Here is a 19,489-nt window from a genome sequence, read left to right on the forward strand (position 1 = left end):
TCATGAGCCCTGCAGTCCGCTCCGACTGCGGGGCTTTTGCTATTCACCTAGTCATTGGGGACAAACCCGGCACTTGGGGACGGTCCTTTCCTGCCGGCAGCTTGGGACAGTCCTTAATAGTCATTGGGGACGTTCTTAAACGACTAGTCAAACAAGAACGTCCCCAACGACTACTCATTTAAGTCTGTCCCCAATGACTGCCCAATGGCTGGGAAGGCGCATCCCACACCGACGCATTGCCTTCGGGCCCTCTCCCCAGGCTCTCCATAGCTCAGCTGGACTCCCCGCAACCTGTTCCGAGTTGGCGGAACGAGCGCGACGTGGAGTGTCATTCTTTACCGCGTTAGACTAGACGCAGGGAAAGGAGGAGGACATGGATGCTCGCGTCAAGCAGCTTGTAAATATGATCGAGGACGCTCAGCCTGTCGCTGTCGCGGTACTTGCCAAGCGTCTCGAGGTAAGCGAGCGCGCCGTGAGAAACTATATCCATCGCGCAAACGACAACCTTGCAGGGGTTGCACGCATCGTTGGCAGCAAGGGGCAGTATCGTATCGATGTTGCACGTGCAGATGAGCTTGCTCGCTTGCTAGACGGTGCGGCTCTGGCTCATCCGGGCATTCCTGATACGCGCGACGGCCGTGTGTCCTTCCTTCTTAACGACCTCCTCATGCGGTCCCAGTGGGTGACGATTGAGGAGTATGCGGATTTACTCTACGTTTCGGCGCGAACTCTGTCCAATGACATGCGTCTGGTAGAGCAGAAACTCGCCCAATTTGACTTAACGCTCGAAAAGCGCCCACGCTACGGAATCCGCGTTGCGGGCGGGGAGTCGCAACGGCGCCTGTGCCTCGCCTCGCTGGTGAGGCCCGTGTTGCCCGACACCGACGATGCAAAGCTCGCCGAGCGCCTGCGGGCCATCGCCGCATGTGTGGACGATGCCCTGACGGCCTCGCCCGTCACGGTGAGCTCGCTGGCATCCCGCAATCTCATCATGCATCTTTACATCGCTCTTGGCCGCATCGAGCAGGGCTGCTATGTCCCAGCTGCAGAATCGGACGTTCAAAAACTGGAGGGAACGCGCGAATACGCCGCGGCTTTCCAGATTGCCGCAAACATCAAGGATGCCCTGGGCGTGAGCATGCCCCGAGAAGAGGTTGCCTTTATCGCAATCCATTTGCTCGGCAGGGGCACGGGCGTGCCCGAGAAGGGCTCTGCCGTTATCTCGGATGAGATGTGGGAGATTGCTTCCGAGATGGTACGTGCGGTCAACGATGAGTTTAGGTTTGACTTTAGCGGCGATCTTGAACTTCGCATGAACCTTGCTCGGCATATCGGCCCTCTGGGCTATCGCCTTGAATATCACATGCATATGGATAACCCCATGCTGCCCGATATCAAGACGAGGTTTCCGTTGGCCTATTCGATGGCAGCTGGCACCTCGCAGGTACTCGAGCGTCATTTTGGCAGCCAGCCCTCTGATGAAGAGCTCGGCTACATCGCCATGGCATTTGCCCTGGCCCTCGAGCAGCAAGCCGACCAGCCGCGTCGCAAACGCATCCTGATCGTGTGCGCCTCGGGAGCGGGAAGCGCCCGTATGCTAGAGCACCAGTACCGCAAGCAGTTTGGCATGTATATCGATTCGATTGAGACATGCGATGTCGCCCGCGTGGGAACGCTCGATTTTTCGCACATCGACTACGTGTTCACAACGGTGCCGCTCAACGTCAAGTTGCCCGTGCCCGTTCGCGAGGCCGATTTCTTCTTGGAGACGAGCGATGTCAACGCTATCCGCAAGGTGTTGAGCGACGACACTGCGCAATCGGACTCCGTGAGTTCTTTCTTTAGCCGTGCCCTGTTCTTCAACCGCGTTGAGGCGTCGTCGAAGCAGGCCGTTCTCCGATATCTCTCCGAGCGCGCCGTCGAGAGCGGCCGTGTCGATGCCCAGTTTGCCCAAGAGGTTGCCGAGCGCGAGAGCGCGAGTGCCACCTCGTTTGGCAATGGGGTGGCCATGCCCCATGGGATGCATCCTTTGAGCGCCGAGGCCTTTGTTACCGTGGGCCTGCTCGAACATCCCATTCTTTGGGACGAATACGGCCATGAGGTCGATATCGTCTTTATGGTGTCGTTTGCCCGGTCGGGCGGCGATGAGGCGCGGATCTTGAGCTCGCTGCTCGCTGAGATCTTTATGGACCGCCAGGGGGTCGAGCGCTTACGCGAGCGCCGGTCCTGGCATGAGCTGATGGCGCTTGTGCAAGCGCATACGGCTTAAGGCTTCTTTTGTCGAAAACCCTGCCTGCCTGCAATAAACCTCGAGGATTGCGGGTGGGAGATAGGCGTTTCGAATATTCAAGTACAAACCAAACATCACGGGAGAGGAGACCGTTATGGACGATCAGGGAACCGAGATGGTTTCGTTTCAGCTGGTCGCTGCAGCGGGAGAGGCGCGCAGCCTTGCCTTCGAAGCCCTTGAAAAGGCAAAGGCGGGGGATTTTGACGCTGCCGCCAAACTCATGAAGCAGTCAAAGGATGCGGGAATCAAAGCTCACCACATCCAAACGCAGCTGCTTTCGACCGAGGCGGCGGGCGAGCATCTGTCGGTGGATGTGTTGCTGGTCCATGCTCAGGACCACCTCATGTGCTCCATGCTTGCTCAGGAGCTCGTGCAGGAGCTGATCTGCCTGTATGAGCGCACTGCAGCCAAGAACGCCTAACGGCGTGCGGCGACTATCCAACCAATCAATGCGAAGGGAATCCCTTATGAAGATCCTTCTTGTTTGCGCAGCTGGCCTGTCTACAAGCATTCTGATGAAGAAACTCGAGAAATACGCGGAGCAAAACGGCATCGAGCTCGATATCGATGCGGTGGGTATCGGCGAGTATCAGGAGACCTGCGCCGATTATGACGTGCTGCTCTTGGGGCCGCAGGTGTCCTACCAGCTCAACACCGTCAAGCAGGGGAGCGGTAAGCCGACCGCGGTCATCCCCGCACAGGACTACGGCATGGGCAACGCCGCCAACGTGCTGGCACTCGCCCAGTCGCTGTTGGGCTAGGAGGCGACTATGGAAAAGTTCATGACCCTGCTTCAGGAAAAACTGACCCCTATTGCCAATTTCTGCGGCGCCGAGCGCCACTTTGCCTCCATGCAAAAGGGCTTTATGAGCGCGATCAGCTTCATCTTGGTCTCTGCCGTCTTTATGATCATCGCCAACCCGCCGGTCACGGCCGACCTGGTGGCGCGGGGCGGGTTCTGGTCCGTCTTTGGCCCTTGGCTCGATTTTGCCACGGCCAATAAGCTCACGCTGCTCATCCCGTTCAACATGACGATGGGCATACTGTCGGTGATCGTGACGTTCGCAATCGCCTATAACCTGGCGGGCACCTACAAGATGCCCAAGCTTAACGCCGGTATGACCTCGCTGGTGATGTTCCTGATCGCCGCGGCGCCGTCGTCCTACTACCAGCTTGCTGATGAGTCCGTGCTCCAGGCGGTCCCCTGCACCTATCTGGGTGCGCAGGGCCTGTTTACCGCCATCATCGTTGCCCTGGTCTCCGTCGAGGTCACGCGCTTCTGCCAGACCAAGGGCATCACCATCAAGATGCCCGATGGCGTGCCGCCGTTTTTGTCCGAAACCTTTGGCGCCATCGTGCCTATGCTCGCCAACATCCTCATCTTCTTTGGTGGCAACCTGCTGATCCAGATGATCGATCCCACGCTGTCCATCCCCTCGGTTATCGAGAAGCTGCTCGCTGCCCCGCTTTCCGTCGCAGTTGACTCTGTGCCCGGCGCACTGCTTATCTGCTTCATGACGCTGCTGTTTTGGTGCTTTGGCGTCCACGGCAACATGATCGTGATGCCCATCACCGCCCCGGTCACGCTTGCCGCCTTTGCTGCCAACGCCTCGCTCTACGCTGCTGGGCAGCCGCTTGAGTTCCACCCGGTATTCATGTCGATGGTCATCAACCTCATCGGCGGCACGGGCAATACGTTCTCTTTTGTGGCGCTCTGCGCGTTTAGGGCAAAGTCGCAGCAGCTCAAGGCATTTGGCAAGGCATCGATCGTGCCGAGCTTCTTCCGTATCTCCGAGCCCGCGATCTTTGGCGCACCCATCATCTTCAACCCGATCCTCATGGTTCCGTTCGTGCTGGGCGGTATGATTTCGGCCCTGCTGTATTGGGGTGCAATCTCACTGGGTCTTGTCTCTAACTTCTACATCTTGGTGAGCGGCACGTTCCCCATCTTCGTTCAGGGCTTTATCCAGTGCCTCGACCCGCGCATCTGGGTATTTACGATCGTTTTGATCGTGGTCATGGCTGTGGTCTGGTACCCGTTCTTTAAGGTGTACGACAACCTGCTCCTGGCACAGGAGCAGGAGAACGCCGCGGCAGCTTCTGCCAAGGATGCTGAGTAGCATGGGTTACTTTGACAGAACGTCTGCTGCCGGTATGCCCGAGGGCTTTTTGTGGGGTGGTGCCCTCGCCGCCAACCAGGCCGAAGGGGGCTGGAACGAGGGCGGCCGCGGTATGTCGCACTCCGACCTGATTCCACAGGGTCCCGACCGCTGGGATGTGATGTTTGGCAGGCAAAAGCCCGTGGATGATCCGGACAGGCTGTATCCATGCCGTTGGGGCAACGACTTCTTCCATCATTGGCGCGAGGACGTCGAGCTCTTTGCCGAGATGGGCTTTAAGTGCCTGCGTCTTTCAATTTGTTGGAGCCGTATTTTTCCCACAGGGATGGAGGCCGAGCCCAACGGTGAGGGCTTGGAGTTTTACCGTCAGGTATTCGAGGCGCTGCGCGAGCACGGAATCGAGCCGCTCGTGACGCTGTCGCACTACGACTATCCGTTGGCTCTGGTCGAGCGTTATGGTGGATGGCAAAGCCGAGAGATGATCGAGCGGTATGCGCACTACGTCGAGACCGTCGGACGTGCGTACCAGGGCCTCGTGCGTTATTGGCTCACCTTCAACGAGATCAACAGCGTGGCGCTGTCCTATCTCAACGCGGGCGTCACGCTCGAGGATGAGCGTGACCGTGCAGCCGTGACCGCGGCGTTCTCGCACCATATGTTTATGGCGAGCGCTCGCGCTGTCGAGATCCTGCACAAGATCGATCCCGCAAACAAGGTGGGTTGCATGATCGCTGCCGGTGCGACCTATCCGTACCGTTGTGCGCCCGAGGACGTATGGCTTGCGTATGAGGAGGACCGCGGCCGCTACTTCTACACTGACGTGATGGCTGCGGGCGCCTATCCTACTTGGAAGCTGCGTGCGCTCGAGAAAGAGGGTGTTCACGTGCCCTTTGAGCCGGGCGATACGGAGTATCTGGCCGAGCATACCGTCGACTTCATCTCGTTCTCGTACTATTGCTCGCGCTTGGTGTGCGCCGATGACCAGGTGATCGCTGAGAAGGCGGAGGGCAACGTGTTCCCGACGCTGCGCAATCCGTACCTCAAGGATAAAGAGACTGCCTGGAAGTGGCAGATCGATGCGCTGGGTTTGCGCGTGACGCTTGCCGGCTACCACGATCGTTACCATCTTCCGCTCTTTATCGCCGAGAACGGTGTGGGCGGACTCGATGCGCTGGAAGACGGCAAAGTCCACGATGCGTATCATATTGATTACCTGCGCAGGCATATTCTTGCGCTGCGCGATGCAATTGTCGAGGACGGTGTTGACCTGATGGGATACACGCCGTGGGGCTGTATCGATTTGGTGTCGGCCTCGACGGGGCAGATGAAGAAGCGCTATGGCTTTGTTTATGTCGATGCCGATGATACGGGCAAAGGCACGTTCGATCGCTACCGAAAGGACAGCTTCTGCTGGTACCAAAAGGTCATTGCATCAAATGGCGAGGACTTGAGTTAACTCTTGCAGGTCTGTTGCCCCCGCGGTCCGCTTCGGCTGCGGGGGCTTTTGCTATTGAGGCGGCTGTTCATGAGGAGCATTGCAGACTGCGGAAACCCGGCACTTGGGGACGTTCCTTTCCTGCCGGCAGCTTGGGACAGTCCTTAAAGGCCGCATCGATCAACTGCGGAAAGCACATCCCAGAATGAGCGTCCAACATGGGGTGCGGTTTCCTTGAGGCCCTCAATCGGAAAATGCATCCCGGATTTTTGTCGAAAAGCGGTCCCTAGTTTCCCAAACGGGCCGCTAACGGAAAGTGCATCCCGCTATTGGGCCCCAAAGCAGGATGCGCTTTCCGTGCTGGCAGTTCCAAGCAGTTCGGGATGGCCCTTTTCGTCTGCTCTCGGCCGGCGTCCGTAAGACTGTCCCCAACGACCACTCGTTTAAGTCTGTCCCCAATGAGTGCCCAATGACTAGTAGTAGGCCCACATGGCTTCGACTTCGTTGAGGACCTCTACGACGCCCCAGCGACGGGCGCTGCGGCTGGCCGAGTTGGGGTCGTAGACGCCAATCTGATTGGCATCGTCGATGCCGTAGAGCACGATGTAGTGGCCTACGTTGGTAAACGTACCGGGGTGCACTGCGGCGATAACGGGCGCACCCGAGCGAAGTGCTTGGGTAATCGATTCACGATCGTTATAGAGCTGTGTTCCGTTGAGTCCCAGCTGCCACGCACCGCCTGTCATAAACGACCACTCGGTGGCACCAGTGGGGGCGTAGTTGCCGGCTTCGGCCAGCGCGCATATATCGACCGGCGTCTTATCGGTGTGGCCGGTCTTAAAGATATAGACCATGGCGAGGCAAGTGGGACCGCAAGCGTTTTCGCGGATAGTGCCACCGGCATAGGACAGCTCCGACCATGCGGGGTCAATTTGGTAGATGTGGGGCATGGTACCGGCCTGCCATTGCGAGCGTGGGGTCGAGAACGCAAAGGAGTAACCGGGCGCGACGGGAGCTTTAAGCAGCTTGTCCTCGGCAGTGGGCTCAAGACCGGCTGATCCGTGGGAGATACAGGATCCCAAAAACACAAAGACGAGGCAGGCGGCGATGGAGCAAAGCGCAAGGCGTAGGCGGCGGGCCGGAAGCACGTGGCTTGTGGTATGCGACGCGGGGTGAGGGGCGGAATTGCCGCGATCGCGTTGAGGTCGCGAAAAGGAGCGTTTAACGTAGTAGTCGGTCTTACGGCGATCGTAGCGGCGCGGCTGTGATGTGTCGGTCTGGCGTTGGCGTGCGCTCGTACTCACGCGGTCTGACTGCTGCACGGTACGGCTTTGTTGCCGAGATGAAGCCCCGGGCTGCTCTTGGGGGCGCTGCTGGTTGCCGTTGTCGGAGGTGCTTCTGGGCGTTGGCGTGGTGCGGCCGGCAAGGCGCACGCTTTGTGGCCGTTGGTCGCCGTCATTGTATCCGTATGCCATTCGAATCACCTTGCCTCGTGTGTAACTTGTCTATCCTACATAAAAAGATGCACGACACATGGGTATGTGCGCCAAAAGCCTGACAAATGGTATGAACGTTGCCGCGCCGCGCGCCAAGCGTCACGGCAACAGGTATCCAAAAGCAGACAAGATGAAAGCGTCCAGGACGAATGACGTCTCCCGCCGTTCGTCCCAAAAACGGCGCCGCTCGTTTTGCAGTTCTGCCTTCGGTCGAGCCATAAGCGGCAGCGTGGCGCCGAGGCCGTATCTTAAAGCCACGAAATAAAAGCGCGCGGTCGAACAGGCCGCGCAAGGGGTGACGCCAGGGGGCGTCAAAAAGGAAAGGAGGGGAACAATGGCGGACAAGAACGCAGAAGTTGCAGTCGAGGACAACGGCGGCATGAAGAAAACGCTTTCGCTCTGGAACTTCTTCACCATCGGTTTCGGTGCCATCATCGGTACCGGTTGGGTTCTGCAGGTCGGCGACTGGATGGTCGTGGGCGGCGGTCCCGTTCCCGCTATGATTGCATTCCTCTTGGGCGCAATCTTCCTCGTGCCCGTCGGAGCTGTTTTTGGTGAGCTCACGGCTGCTATCCCAATTTCGGGCGGCATCGTCGAGTATGTCGATCGTAGCTTTGGCCGTACGATGAGCTACATCACCGGCTGGCTCCTGGCCCTGGGCAACGGCATCCTGTGCCCGTGGGAGGCCATCGCCATCTCGACCCTCGTGTCCGAGATGTTCGGCAGCCTGCCCGGCCTTGAGTGGCTGCGCGCCGTCAAGCTCTACACCATCCTGGGCGCCGACGTTTACCTGTTCCCGACGCTGATCGCGCTCGGCTTTGCAACCTACGTCATCTTCCTCAACTTCCGCGGTGCCAGCTCGGCCGCCAAGCTGCAGGCCTTCCTGACCAAGGCCCTGCTCTGCGGCATGCTACTCGCCATGGGCGTCTCGCTGTTCACCGGCTCGCCGGACAACGCCATGCCCGTGTTCTCCCAGGTCACCGGTGCTGGCGGCGGCAAGCCCGCTACCGAGGGCACCAGCCTGTTCGCAGGCATCGTTTCGGTCCTGGTTCTGACCCCGTTCTTCTACGCCGGCTTCGACACCATTCCTCAGCAGGCTGAGGAAGCAGCCGAGGGCCTCAACTGGAACAAGTTCGGCAAGATCATCTCCTTGGCTCTGCTGGCCGCCGGCGGCTTCTACATGGTCTGCATCTACTCGTTCGGCACCATCCTCGACTGGCATGAGTTTGTTAAGAGCCCGGTTCCCGCGCTTGCCTGCCTCAAGGGCATCAACATGCTCCTGTACCTGGCCATGCTCGTCATCGCCACGCTTGGACCCATGGGCCCGATGAACTCCTTCTACGGCGCCACGAGCCGCATCATGCTCGCCATGGGCCGCAAGGGCCAGCTGCCCGAGAAGTTCGCCGAGGTCGATCCCAAGTCCGGCGCTCCCAAGCTCGCCTGCGTCGTTCTGGGCGTCATCACCGTCGTCGGTCCGTTCCTGGGCAAGAACATGCTCATCCCTCTGACCAACGTGTCGGCTCTCGCCTTCATCTTCTCCTGCGGCATGGTCGCCCTCGCTTGCCTGCGCATGCGCTTCACCGAGCCCGACCTGCCTCGTCCCTACGAGGTGCCCGGCGGCAAGTTTGGCATCAGCCTCGCTATCGTTGCCTGCGGCACCATCATTGGCCTGCTCGTGATCCCGTTCTCTCCCGCCTCCCTCAACATGGTGGAGTGGAGCATCGTGATCGGCTGGCTGGCTGTTGGCCTGGCCCTCATGGCCTTCACCAATTCCCGCAAAAAATAACGCCTAGCCGGGACGGATCGGGTGTGCGGGGCCCTCTCTCCCGCGCACCGAACCCAGCACCACTTGGGTAGTTTTGTGAGGCCTTAACCCAACGCGGCCTCGCCCACTATATGGATCCATAAGGAGGAACCATGTCCACTAAGTATGCAATCGTTGGCGGCAAGCTCATCGACGGTACCGGTGCCGAGCCGGTCGAGAACTCCCTCGTTCTCGTCGACGACAATGGCAAGATCGAGTACGCCGGTGTCATGCAGGACCTTCCCGAGGGCGTTGAGGTTATCGACGCCGCCGGCAAGACCGTCCTTCCCGGCCTGATCGACACCCACCTGCACTTCTCGGGCAACCTGACCGACGATGACACCGACTGGGTCATGCAGCCGCTCCTCGAGAAGCAGGCCGTCGCCGTCAAGCAGGCCTACGACTGCCTCACCCACGGTCTCACCACCGTCTGCGAGATCGGCCGCTTTGGTATCCAGATCCGTGACTGCATCGACAAGGGCGTCTTCAAGGGCCCGCGCGTTCTGGCAACCGGCCTTGGCTTCTGCCGCGTTGCCGGCCACGGCGACTCCCACCACTGCAGCCAGGAGCTCAACAAGGAATCGCACCCCTGGGGCGATCAGGTCGACGGTCCTTGGGATCTGCGTAAGGCCGTCCGCCGTCGCCTGCGCGAGAACCCCGATGCCATCAAGATCTGGGCTACCGGTGGCGGCATCTGGCGCTGGGACTCCGGCCGCGACCAGCACTACTGCTCCGAGGAGATTCAGGCCGTGGTCGAAGAGGCCAAGATGGTCGGCATCCCCGTGTGGAGCCACTGCTACAACAACCACGCCGCTGCCTACGATTCCGTCCGCTTTGGCTGCGAGCAGCTGATCCACGGCTTCGATATCGATGAGCGCACCATGGACCTCATGGCCGAGCAGGGCACCTTCTTCACCCCGACGATCGCCTTCCTGCCCACTTGGTACGCCACCTATCCGCCCGTCTACGTCCCCGAGCTGCACGACAAGTACGAGGGCACCCTGGTCGAGAAGGAACTGCAGCGCAACTACGACTGCCTGCGCGAGGCCAAGAAGCGCGGCGTCGTCATGACGATCGGCTCCGACTCCTTCTCCTTCGTCACCCCGTACGGCACCTGCTCCATCGAGGAGATGTACGAGTTCGTCGACAAGATCGGCTTCACCCCGGTCGAGACCATCACCTGCGCCACCCTCAACGGTGCCAAGATGTGCCACATCGAGGACGAGACCGGTTCCATCGAGGCTGGCAAGTGCGCCGACCTGCTGGTCGTCAATGGTGACGTCGCCGCCGACATCCACGTGCTCAACACCGACAACATGGACGTCATCATGAAGGACGGCTGGATTGTCGAAGCCGGCAGCTTCGGCGAGGCAAACAAGTACAGCGCCTAAGCTACCGTTCATCGATGGCTGGATGTAAAACACAGTATTTGATTGCATAATGCAATGGAGAGGGTCGCTTGCGGCCCTCTTTATTGCTATGGGGTGCGTCAGTAAGAAGGGGATGACGGTGGATCTCAATAGGCTGATTCTGGGCAAGAGCTACAACTCTACCAAGGTCTTTCGTACCGCTCAGCATGTGGTTCAAGCCATCTTGCTCGGTATTGTCGTTCCGCTGCTTATCCTGCTGCTCATCTGGGATCTAACCGATAATCCCAATCCCGTTCCGGCCGTTGTCGTCATTGCCGGCTTGGTCATGCTGTGCTTCTTCTTCTCGTACGTCTTTGTCGTTCCCGACGACCTCACATCGAGCGCAACCGACCGCACGCTCGCCATCGCATCAAAAATATTCGCCTACACGTCGCGCGGCCTTACGCCCGAAGCTGCCCTGGGCGCCTCTAAGATCATCCTGTCCGAAACTATCGCCTCTGCCATCTGCTTTACCGACGGCAAGCAGGTGTTGGCAAGCTGGGGCGAGGACTCGGCAAAATGCCCCGCGGGCACCCCGGTGGTACTGCGGACTACGCTCAGCGTGATCAACAGCGGTGAGCAAAGCGTGTTCTCGCGCGATGCCTCGACCGAGACGGGTGGCTACTTTCCGCGCCTGCGCGCCGGTATTGTCGCACCGCTTACCGTGCGCGGGCATTGCGTGGGCACGCTCGAGCTGTATTATCCCCGTCTGAGCAGCATCGATATGCGCCAGACGGCGCTTGCCTCGGGCTTTGCCGACCTCATTTCCACGCAGCTTGCGAGCTTTGAGCTCGAGCGCCAGGACGAGCTTACGGCCCGCGTGGAGCTGCGTGCCTTGCAATCGCAGGTCGATCCTCATTTTCTGTTTAACACCATCAGCACCATCGTGTCGCTCGTTCGAACCGAGCCCGACAAGGCCAGGTCGCTGCTGATCGACTTCTCCAACTACTATCGTCAGACGCTTTCTGATTCCGATACGCTCACCACGCTCGAGCACGAGGTGGAACAGGGCACTCGCTATATCAATCTTATGCAGGCTCGTTATGGCGACGGCCGTCTGCGCGTCTCGGTCGATATCGACTTTGAGGTGCGCGATTGCATGGTGCCGCCGTTTATCTTGCAGCCGTTGCTCGAAAACTGCATCAAGCACGCGCAGCGCGAGACCGAGCCGCTTTCTATTCATGTTAGGGCTTTCGAGACCGATGACGGTTTGGAGATCATCGTCGAGGACGATGGCATCGGTATGAGCGAAGAGGTCTGCGCACATCTGTTTGAGCAACATCGCCTGGAGGAGCCCGAGAGCATTACCGCCGACGGCTCCGTCAAGCGAGGTTGCGGCCTGGCGCTCTTCAACGTGCTTCAGCGCATCCATTTCTTTTACGGAGAAGATTCCGGCATGCGCGTGAAGTCCCAGGGGGGCGTGGGAACGCAGGTCATCGTCGAGCTGAACGGCGAGCCGCATGAGCCGGCGCCGTTGACGGCGTAGCACGCGGTTGGATTGAGAGAAAAAGAGGGGAAGCACATATGTCCGAAGGCTGGAACATCTTGGTGGTTGATGACGAACCTCCCATTAGGGCTGAGCTACGCTATCTGTTGGAAAAGGATACGCGTGTGGGCCAGATTGCCGAGGCGGGCAATGTCACCGAAGCCGTGGAGTCGATTCTGTCGAACAAGCCCGACGTGCTGTTTTTAGACATTACCATGCCCGGCCGCTCGGGAATTGAGCTTGCCGAGACGCTGCAGAACCTAAAGACGCCGCCGGTGGTTGTGTTTGTGACGGCGTTTGCCGAGTATGCGGCCGATGCCTATAACCTCGATGCCGTCGATTATGTCGTCAAGCCGGTCGAGGACGCACGCCTGTCAAAGGCACTCGACAAGATCGAGGCAGCCTTGGGTGTCCGTCGTGTTATCCACGCTCCGCGCCAGCCTTTGCGTCTGACGGTGGACCGCGGGGGCAAAAAGGTGTTCATTCCCGCCGCAGACGTCTGCTACTTTGAGGCGCGCGCCGATTTTTGCAACGCCATCTGCGCCGAGGGAACGTACCTGATCAATGAGTCGATCTCTTCGCTCGAGCGTCGCTTGGTCTCCGAGGGCTTTATTCGCGTTCATCGCAGCTATCTGGTCAATTTGGAAGACGTGCACAATGTCGAGATCGGTTCCACGGGTCTTATGGAGCTCAGGCTCGATCGCGTAACCTCGACGGTGCCCGTGTCCCGCCGTCGCGCTGCCGAGGTTAAAGCACACTTGGGGCTTGCGTAGACGGTCTGCGTGCCGTCGTTTACCATCGCAGGTTTGGCATGGGCGCGCGGTGGGCATAATGGGTGGCATCGAATGAAATCGAAAGGATCATTATGCCCGCGCTTATCACCCATCATCTGTTTGGCGAGGAAAGCATCGACCGTCTTCCGCAGGGCGTCATCACGTCCGATGAAGAGCGCATTGCCTTTATCTTGGGCAACCAAGGCCCCGACCCGTTTTTCTTTCACATTCTGACACCGCGTGTTTCCGACTGCACGCTGCTGGCGCAGGTCATGCATCGGTCGCGTATGTCTCGCCAGTTCGCGTGCCTGCGCGACGGCGTGTCGCATCTGTTGCCGCGCGACGCCAGCTTGGGTCGCGCCTTTGCGCTGGGCCTGCTGTCTCATTACGTGCTCGACCGCAACGCCCACCCCTTTGTCTATGAGCAACAGTTTGGCATCGTGGAGTCCGATTCAGAGCTTGAGGATTCGAGCAGTCAGGTCCATGCCGTGATCGAGAGCGACCTGGATGTACTGATGCTGCAGCTTAAACGCGATGGCGCTACGGTCGACGATTACTCGCCGGCGGGCGAGATCGTTACCACCGACCGTATCAATCGCGTTGCCGGCGTGCTGATGAGCTATGTTGCCGGACGCGTGTACGGCATTGACATTCCGGCGGGGGAATACGGTGCCGCCGTTGCCAATATGCAGCGACTTTACCGCGCGATTGAGCCGGCCGGCTCCGTAAAGACGCGCGCGATCTCGTTGGTTGAGGGCTTGGTGCACGACTACTCGCTGCTCGACGGCCTTGCCCATCGCGTGACAACGGAGCTGCCCGAGCGCACCGGTAACCTGGGCCATCTGACATGGAAGAATCCCTTTACCGATGAAGTCTCGACCGAGAGCTTCCCCGAGGTCTTTGATCGCGCGCTGGTCGATTACGAGTGTACGGTCGCGCGTTTTATCGAGACCGGCGACATGGAGGCCGTGACCAGTCACGTCAACTACAGCGGTCGCGTGCTCAATGTCGATGAGGAGTTCGACCGCGAGGAATAGGGCCCATGCGTGCCCCTTTGCCGAATCCTTACCGGTGCTTCTGGACAATTGGGGTACGATGAATTAACTGCATATCGGGCGAATACGAAGGGTCCCTGTCCATGAAATACACCAAGCTCGAGCGTAACTGGGTCATGTACGATGTGGGAAACTCGGCCCTCGTGCTGCTCAATACCTCGGTGGTGCCCATTTACTTTAACGCCATCAATACCGGCGCTTCCTCGGCCGACCTGGTGGTCGCCTGGGGCAATGCGCAGACGATCGCCTCGCTGGTCATCGCCATGCTCATGCCCATTCTGGGCGCGCTTGCCGATTACGCCGGCAACAAGATCAAGTTCTTCTTGGGCTTCTTCCTGACGGGTCTCGTGCTTTGCTTTGCACAGGCTATCCCGATGTCCGCCATGGCGTTTTTGACCGTCTATGTGCTGTGCACCATCGGCCTCAACTCGTCTATGACGTTCTACGACGCCATGTTGCCCGATGTCACCACCGATGAGCGCATGGACGCCGTGTCGAGTTCGGGCTTCGCTTGGGGCTACATCGGTTCCACCGTGCCGTTCATCATCTGCCTGGCACTCATTATGGGCGGTCCGGCCCTTGGCGTCCCCACCATGTTGGCCACGCGCCTGTCGTTTATTATCACCGGCGCCTGGTGGCTCATCTTTACCTTGCCGCTCATCCGCACCTATAAGCAAAAATACGGTCGCGAGCGCAAGCCCGAAGACACCATCGGCCACATTGTGGGCGGCGTGTTCTCCGAGGTCGGACACACCATGCGCGAGATCGCCCACAACAAGACCGTGCTGGTCTACATGATCGCGTTCTTCTTCTATATCGATGGCGTGCACACGGTCATCTCCATGGCAACCAGCTACGGATCGGCCTTGGGCATCGATTCGACCCAGTTGGTCCTGGCGCTGCTCGTCACGCAGTTTGTGGCTTTCCCGTCCGCCATCATCTACGGCAAGCTCGCCGGCCGCGTGGGCACGCTCAACATGATCTTGGTGGCAGTCGCCGCCTATATGGGCATCGTGCTCTTTGCCGCGTTCTTCCTCAAGACCGCCTTTGAGTTTTGGGTGCTTGCCATTTTGGTCGGCCTGTTCCAGGGCGGCGTGCAGGCGCTCAGCCGCAGCTACTTTGGCCGCATTATTCCCAAGGATAAGTCCAACGAGTACTACGGCTTCTTTGATATCTTTGGCCGCTATGCAAGTGTTATGGGCACCTTCTTGGTGTCGGTCGTCACCTCGCTGACCGGCAACCCCTCGCTGGGCGTCCTGTCTATCGGCGTGCTGCTGGTGGTGGGCTTTGCGCTGCTGGTCCGTCTGTCCCGCATGTCTCAAACGGCAGAGCAGGCCGCATAGGAACTTGCCGGTAATTGCGTCCGCCGCGATACTCTTTTGGGGCTATCCGCAATAAACATTCTGACTTTCGAACAATGATTAGCCCAAGTGGGTATGATGGAGTCAGCTAGGTCGCGGGGCGTCGCCTGTGTTTGGCGGCGTCCCGCTTTTGTGTTGCAGGGAGGGTAAGGCATGAACGCCACGGTCGTGATTCCAACGTATTGGGCGGGCGATGACGCTCGCGCAAACGCCCCTGGCACCTATGACCATTCGACACGACTCAACGCCGACAATCCCGAACTCGACCGCTGCCTGGCCTCGCTTGAACAGGTGCGCGACATCCCGCGCATCATCCTTTTGGTGGTCTGTCCCGTTTCTGCCACAGCCGATGTGTCGCTGCGCGTGCACGAGATTGTCGACGCGCATCCCACGCTCAAGGTCACCGTTGTCACCAACACCCAGGCCTCGCGCATCGCAGACCGGGTTGCTCAGATCGCGCCCAAGGGTTCGGGCGAGTGCGTGAGTCTGCGAGGCTACGGCGCCATCCGCAACATGGGGCTGGCCTGTGCCGCTGTGCTGGGGCATGACGCGGTTATCTTTTTGGATGACGATGAGACTGTCATCGATGCCGACTTTATGAAGCGCGCGACTTACGCGCTGGGTCAGCAGACGCGTCAGGGCCTGCCGATCTTGGTCAAGAGCGGCTATTTCTACGATCGCGACGGATCGCCGCTGGCTCCCACGGACAAGGCGGGCATCTGCCATCGTTGGTGGACCAAGCGCATCGAGTTCAACCGTTGGATGAAAAAGGCGCTCTCGGGCACCCGCATCTCGCGCTCCAACTACGTGTGCGGCGGCCTGATGGCCTTGCACGCCCGCGCCTTTACGCGTGTGGCCTTTGACCCGTTTATCACCCGCGGCGAGGACTTGGATTACCTCTTTAACATGCGCATGTTTGGCTACGACGTGTGGTTCGATAACGAGTGGACCGTGCGCCATTTGCCTCCGGAGTCCGAAAAGCGCTCACCGCGCTTTATGCAGGATGTATACCGTTGGTACTACGAACGGGCCAAGTTGACGTTCGCCGCGCATCAAAAGGAGCTCATTCCCGTTACGGCGGCATCGCTCATGCCCTACCCGGGCCCGTGGATTTCGCGCGAGCTCGACGACCGCGTGCGCAAGACCGCTATGGTCCGCAGCGTGTTTACCCGCGAGCATGAGGGCTACCTGCGCATCTGGCGCCATGGTATCGACGAGGCAAAGGCCTATGCGCGCCAAAACGCTGCAAGCTACCTGCGTTTCCAGAGCTTTTGGCCCAAGATCATGGACGGGCTTTGGCGTGACGCACAACTGATCAGTATCCTGGAGGGGGCCGAATGATCGACCGCCGCGCCCAGCGCGATAGTTCATTATCAATCTTTCGCATCATTGCCGTTGCCTGCGCCATTTGCGTGCTGATGTACTTTATTTTTGCCCTGGTGACCGGCATCGAGCCGATCGCCACGGTGATTGCCTGCGCGCTGCTATGCATCTTTCTGTGCATCTTTATCTTTTTGACGCTCAATCCCGATTCGGTGCGCTCGCAGTACACCGAAGAGACGCTCTCGGTGGCCTCGGCCATGCTCGAGGACATTAAGGGCGGTCTGACGCAGGAGTCGGCGCGTTTGGTGTGCCAGCGCATTTTGCCCGAGACGCGCGCCATGACGGTGGCCATCACCGACGAGGAAAACGTGCTTGCTTGCGCGGGCGAGTTTGAAGAAAAACTATTGCCAGATTCTCCCATCCACACGCTTGCAACGCGCTACGTTATCGAACATGGCATCGTGCAGTCGTTCAACCGTATGGTGGATGTCGTGGGTTCGGACGGCTCGCACAACCAAGTCCCCGCCGGCATTATCGCTCCCATCAAGGTGGGCGATCGTACCGTCGGCACGCTCAAGTTCTACTACAAGACCCCGCGCGCCGTCGACCGTACTCAGTACGCGCTTGCCTCGGGCTTTGCCGAGATCTTGTCCACGCAGCTCGCCATCCACGAGCTCGAGGTGCAAAAGGAACTCACGGCGCGCGCCGAGGTGCGTGCGCTGCAGGCACAGATTAACCCGCACTTCCTGTTCAACACGCTGAACACCATTGCATCGTTTACGCGCACCGACCCGTTGCGGGCCCGCGAACTGCTTCGTGAGTTCTCATCGTTCTATCGCGCCACGCTCGACAACTCGGGATCGCTTATTCCGGTCTCGCACGAGGTCGCACAGACCAAGCGCTACCTTACCTTTGAGAAGGCCCGCTTTGGCGAGGACCGCGTGCTTGCAACGTTCGATGTGTCCGAGGACGTGGAAGATACGCTGGTGCCGGCGTTCGTGATTCAGCCGATTGTCGAGAACGCCGTGCGTCATGGTATGGGCGATGACGGCGCCCTGAGGATCGACGTGACCGTTCACCAAGACGGCGAGGATGCAATCTTGATTGCCGTTGCTGATAACGGCGTGGGCATGGATGAGGGTACCGCTGCCAGACTGTTTGACGAGCGCTCTGCCCGTCCCGACGCCAGCTCTCCCCAGGGCGGCGGCGCCGGTGTGGCCATGCACAATATTTCGGAACGCATCCATCGCTTTTATGGGCCACACTCCTATACTCGTGTCGAATCGTCGCCGGGCAAGGGCGCCAAAGTGCTTCTTCATCTTGATTTGTCAGAGAGCATCTTTGACATTCAAGAGTAAAATAAAAGGCTACGGGCTCAACGTCATGCGACGGATGCCCGGCGTAGTTAGTTGACGAAAGGTTTTATCCCTATGCTGCGTGCGATGATTGTGGATGATGAGGCGCCGGCTCGCTCGGAGCTTCGCTTCTTGCTCGAGCAAACGGGCAAGATCGGCACGATCACGGAGGCGTCGAGCGTCCGCTCCGCCATCGAGATGCTTATGGAAAGTCGCGTGGATGTCGTGTTTCTCGATATCTCGATGCCCGGTGCCTCGGGCCTGCAACTTGCCGAGGCGCTGCATAAGCTCAAAAATCCGCCGGCGATCGTGTTTGTGACTGCGTATAGCGACCATGCGGTCGAGGCATTCGACGTGGATGCTGTCGATTATCTGATGAAGCCGGTCGAGGAAGCTCGCTTGGATCGCGCGATCGAGAAGGTCATGCAACGCGCTAAGCCGGTTACGGACAGCAAGGTGACCATCGAGCGTATCCCGGTGGAAAAGGGCGGCCGCAAGGTGCTCATTCCCGTGGACGACATTCGCTTTATCATGGCCAAGGACGATTACTCCTGCATCTATACCGTCGATGATCGCTTTTTGTCGACGACCTCGCTGGCGCAGTTTGAGGCCAAGCTCTGCGACTTTGGCTTCTTCCGTGTTCACCGCCGCTATATCGTCAACTTGGCGTGCGTTACCGACGTTGAGACGGTGCCCTCGGGCGCCATCCAGCTGGGCATTACGGGCGTCGACGAACGCGTGCCGGTTTCGCGCCGCCGCGTCGTGCCGCTCAAGAAGGCTCTGAGTCTCTAGCACACTGGCCCCGCGGCCCTGTGGACCTATCGTCTGCGGAGCCGTGGGGCCTTTTTGTATGTATCTGCCAAATCGTTTTTTGCGGAAAGGATCCCATGAACAGTGCAAGCGCCAAGCGTATCGACATCATCTCGGACACCCACGGCTATCTTTCGCCCGCGCTCTTAGACGAGCTTAAAGGTGCGGATTTGATTATCCATGCCGGCGACCTTACGTCGGAGATGGACTACGAGCATCTATGCACCATCGCCCCTGTGCGCGCCGTACTGGGCAACAACGATTATTACCGCGACTACGGCCCCGATGTGGATCGCCTGGCGCTCTTTACCTACGAAGGCCTCAAATTCGCTGTAGCCCACTACCGCGAAGACCTCCCGGTGGGATCCGTAGACGTAGCCATCAACGGCCACACCCACGTAACCAAAGAAGCCCAAGTGGGCCGTTGCTTGGTCCTCAACCCGGGCAGCGCCAGCTACCCCAGAGGTACCCGAGGTCCCACTATGGCCAGAATGCTCGTCAACGACGGCCAAATCATAAGCACCAAGTTTATTGACCTAGAGTAACCGCAACAAAAACGGGGGATGCAGATCGCATCTCCCGTTTTTTATGAGCCAAAGGTCAAAGTTCAACAAGATCCATCAGACCAACCCCGCCGAGGAGCACGCGGGCTAGCCGCGCAGCGGCGCACGCCCGCAAAACTGGTTGAATAATGTGACGGCAGGGAGGGTCTCCGGGGCTGAGGGCAGGGGTTAAGTTTGTCGCGAGTTCCGCACGCAAAGGAAAGCACTTA

The 19,489-nt window shown here is 59.2% G+C and carries 16 protein-coding genes; 15 read left to right on the forward strand and 1 reads right to left on the reverse strand.

What is annotated here, in order from left to right; genetic code table 11:
* The first annotated feature begins 373 nt into the window (after positions 1-373).
* The 5 genes from DXB98_RS09435 (at position 374) to DXB98_RS09455 (ending at position 5,866) form a co-directional block, all read left to right on the forward strand.
* Complete coding sequence (locus DXB98_RS09435) at positions 374-2,269, forward strand: BglG family transcription antiterminator (RefSeq protein ID WP_117735416.1); 1,896 nt, start codon at positions 374-376, stop codon at positions 2,267-2,269.
* Positions 2,270-2,384: 115 nt separating this feature from the next.
* Positions 2,385-2,711, forward strand: coding sequence for a PTS lactose/cellobiose transporter subunit IIA (locus tag DXB98_RS09440; protein WP_117565034.1), 327 nt, complete (start codon positions 2,385-2,387; stop codon positions 2,709-2,711).
* Positions 2,712-2,757: 46 nt separating this feature from the next.
* Positions 2,758-3,051, forward strand: a complete 294-nt coding sequence (locus DXB98_RS09445) for a PTS sugar transporter subunit IIB (protein ID WP_117565033.1) — start codon at positions 2,758-2,760, stop codon at positions 3,049-3,051.
* 9 nt (positions 3,052-3,060) lie between these two features.
* Positions 3,061-4,410 (forward strand): PTS sugar transporter subunit IIC, encoded by a 1,350-nt coding sequence (locus DXB98_RS09450; protein WP_117735417.1) that lies wholly within the window; start codon positions 3,061-3,063, stop codon positions 4,408-4,410.
* 1 nt (position 4,411) lies between these two features.
* Complete coding sequence (locus DXB98_RS09455; protein WP_255413336.1) at positions 4,412-5,866, forward strand: family 1 glycosylhydrolase; 1,455 nt, start codon at positions 4,412-4,414, stop codon at positions 5,864-5,866.
* A 452-nt stretch (positions 5,867-6,318) separates the two neighbouring features.
* On the opposite strand, the gene DXB98_RS10495 is transcribed toward DXB98_RS09455, so the two are convergent.
* Positions 6,319-7,320 carry a C39 family peptidase gene (locus DXB98_RS10495; protein WP_233505153.1) on the reverse strand — a complete coding sequence of 334 codons (1,002 nt, stop codon included), beginning with the start codon at positions 7,318-7,320 and terminating at the stop codon, positions 6,319-6,321.
* A 355-nt stretch (positions 7,321-7,675) separates the two neighbouring features.
* On the opposite strand from DXB98_RS10495, the gene DXB98_RS09465 reads away from it, so the two are divergent.
* The 10 genes from DXB98_RS09465 to DXB98_RS09510 all read left to right on the forward strand — a co-directional run bounded on the left by DXB98_RS09465 (position 7,676) and on the right by DXB98_RS09510 (position 19,262).
* Positions 7,676-9,127: an APC family permease gene (locus DXB98_RS09465; protein WP_117735418.1), complete on the forward strand. Its 1,452-nt coding sequence runs from the start codon at positions 7,676-7,678 to the stop codon at positions 9,125-9,127.
* 131 nt (positions 9,128-9,258) lie between these two features.
* Entirely contained in the window at positions 9,259-10,536 is a 1,278-nt protein-coding gene (locus tag DXB98_RS09470; protein WP_117743931.1) for an amidohydrolase family protein, read from the forward strand.
* Positions 10,537-10,648: 112 nt separating this feature from the next.
* Positions 10,649-12,040, forward strand: a complete 1,392-nt coding sequence (locus tag DXB98_RS09475; RefSeq protein ID WP_233505154.1) for a sensor histidine kinase — start codon at positions 10,649-10,651, stop codon at positions 12,038-12,040.
* A gap of 38 nt (positions 12,041-12,078) precedes the next feature.
* Entirely contained in the window at positions 12,079-12,813 is a 735-nt protein-coding gene (locus tag DXB98_RS09480) for a LytTR family DNA-binding domain-containing protein (protein ID WP_117743933.1), read from the forward strand.
* A gap of 92 nt (positions 12,814-12,905) precedes the next feature.
* Complete coding sequence (locus tag DXB98_RS09485; RefSeq protein WP_117743934.1) at positions 12,906-13,850, forward strand: zinc dependent phospholipase C family protein; 945 nt, start codon at positions 12,906-12,908, stop codon at positions 13,848-13,850.
* Between the two features lie 101 nt (positions 13,851-13,951).
* Positions 13,952-15,211, forward strand: a complete 1,260-nt coding sequence (locus DXB98_RS09490; protein WP_117743935.1) for an MFS transporter — start codon at positions 13,952-13,954, stop codon at positions 15,209-15,211.
* A gap of 171 nt (positions 15,212-15,382) precedes the next feature.
* A complete protein-coding gene (locus tag DXB98_RS09495) occupies positions 15,383-16,570 on the forward strand; it encodes a glycosyltransferase (protein WP_117743936.1) in 1,188 nt (395 codons plus the stop codon).
* Complete coding sequence (locus tag DXB98_RS09500) at positions 16,567-17,910, forward strand: histidine kinase (RefSeq protein WP_117743937.1); 1,344 nt, start codon at positions 16,567-16,569, stop codon at positions 17,908-17,910. The genes DXB98_RS09495 and DXB98_RS09500 overlap by 4 nt, the downstream gene beginning before the upstream one ends.
* A 72-nt stretch (positions 17,911-17,982) precedes the next feature.
* The gene (locus DXB98_RS09505) at positions 17,983-18,699 is read left to right on the forward strand and encodes a LytTR family DNA-binding domain-containing protein (protein ID WP_006235156.1); all 717 of its coding nucleotides are present in this window, start codon (positions 17,983-17,985) and stop codon (positions 18,697-18,699) included.
* A 95-nt stretch (positions 18,700-18,794) separates the two neighbouring features.
* Positions 18,795-19,262: a YfcE family phosphodiesterase gene (locus tag DXB98_RS09510; RefSeq protein WP_117735424.1), complete on the forward strand. Its 468-nt coding sequence runs from the start codon at positions 18,795-18,797 to the stop codon at positions 19,260-19,262.
* Positions 19,263-19,489: the final 227 nt, after the last annotated feature.

This window comes from Collinsella sp. OM07-12, assembly GCF_003438275.1.
Lineage (GTDB): Bacteria > Actinomycetota > Coriobacteriia > Coriobacteriales > Coriobacteriaceae > Collinsella.

Excerpts from the sequence above, each read along its gene's own strand:
- DXB98_RS09480 (WP_117743933.1), top strand. The coding sequence starts at position 12,079 with ATGTCCGAAGGCTGGAACATCTTGGTGGTTGATGACGAACCTCCCATT.
- DXB98_RS09435 (WP_117735416.1), top strand. The coding sequence starts at position 374 with ATGGATGCTCGCGTCAAGCAGCTTGTAAATATGATCGAGGACGCTCAG.
- DXB98_RS09505 (WP_006235156.1), top strand. The coding sequence starts at position 17,983 with ATGCTGCGTGCGATGATTGTGGATGATGAGGCGCCGGCTCGCTCGGAG.
- DXB98_RS09465 (WP_117735418.1), top strand. The coding sequence starts at position 7,676 with ATGGCGGACAAGAACGCAGAAGTTGCAGTCGAGGACAACGGCGGCATG.
- DXB98_RS09490 (WP_117743935.1), top strand. The coding sequence starts at position 13,952 with ATGAAATACACCAAGCTCGAGCGTAACTGGGTCATGTACGATGTGGGA.
- DXB98_RS09500 (WP_117743937.1), top strand. The coding sequence starts at position 16,567 with ATGATCGACCGCCGCGCCCAGCGCGATAGTTCATTATCAATCTTTCGC.
- DXB98_RS09510 (WP_117735424.1), top strand. The coding sequence starts at position 18,795 with ATGAACAGTGCAAGCGCCAAGCGTATCGACATCATCTCGGACACCCAC.
- DXB98_RS09470 (WP_117743931.1), top strand. The coding sequence starts at position 9,259 with ATGTCCACTAAGTATGCAATCGTTGGCGGCAAGCTCATCGACGGTACC.
- DXB98_RS09445 (WP_117565033.1), top strand. The coding sequence starts at position 2,758 with ATGAAGATCCTTCTTGTTTGCGCAGCTGGCCTGTCTACAAGCATTCTG.
- DXB98_RS09455 (WP_255413336.1), top strand. The coding sequence starts at position 4,412 with ATGGGTTACTTTGACAGAACGTCTGCTGCCGGTATGCCCGAGGGCTTT.
- DXB98_RS09440 (WP_117565034.1), top strand. The coding sequence starts at position 2,385 with ATGGACGATCAGGGAACCGAGATGGTTTCGTTTCAGCTGGTCGCTGCA.
- DXB98_RS09495 (WP_117743936.1), top strand. The coding sequence starts at position 15,383 with ATGAACGCCACGGTCGTGATTCCAACGTATTGGGCGGGCGATGACGCT.
- DXB98_RS09475 (WP_233505154.1), top strand. The coding sequence starts at position 10,649 with ATGACGGTGGATCTCAATAGGCTGATTCTGGGCAAGAGCTACAACTCT.
- DXB98_RS10495 (WP_233505153.1), bottom strand. The coding sequence starts at position 7,320 with ATGGCATACGGATACAATGACGGCGACCAACGGCCACAAAGCGTGCGC.
- DXB98_RS09485 (WP_117743934.1), top strand. The coding sequence starts at position 12,906 with ATGCCCGCGCTTATCACCCATCATCTGTTTGGCGAGGAAAGCATCGAC.
- DXB98_RS09450 (WP_117735417.1), top strand. The coding sequence starts at position 3,061 with ATGGAAAAGTTCATGACCCTGCTTCAGGAAAAACTGACCCCTATTGCC.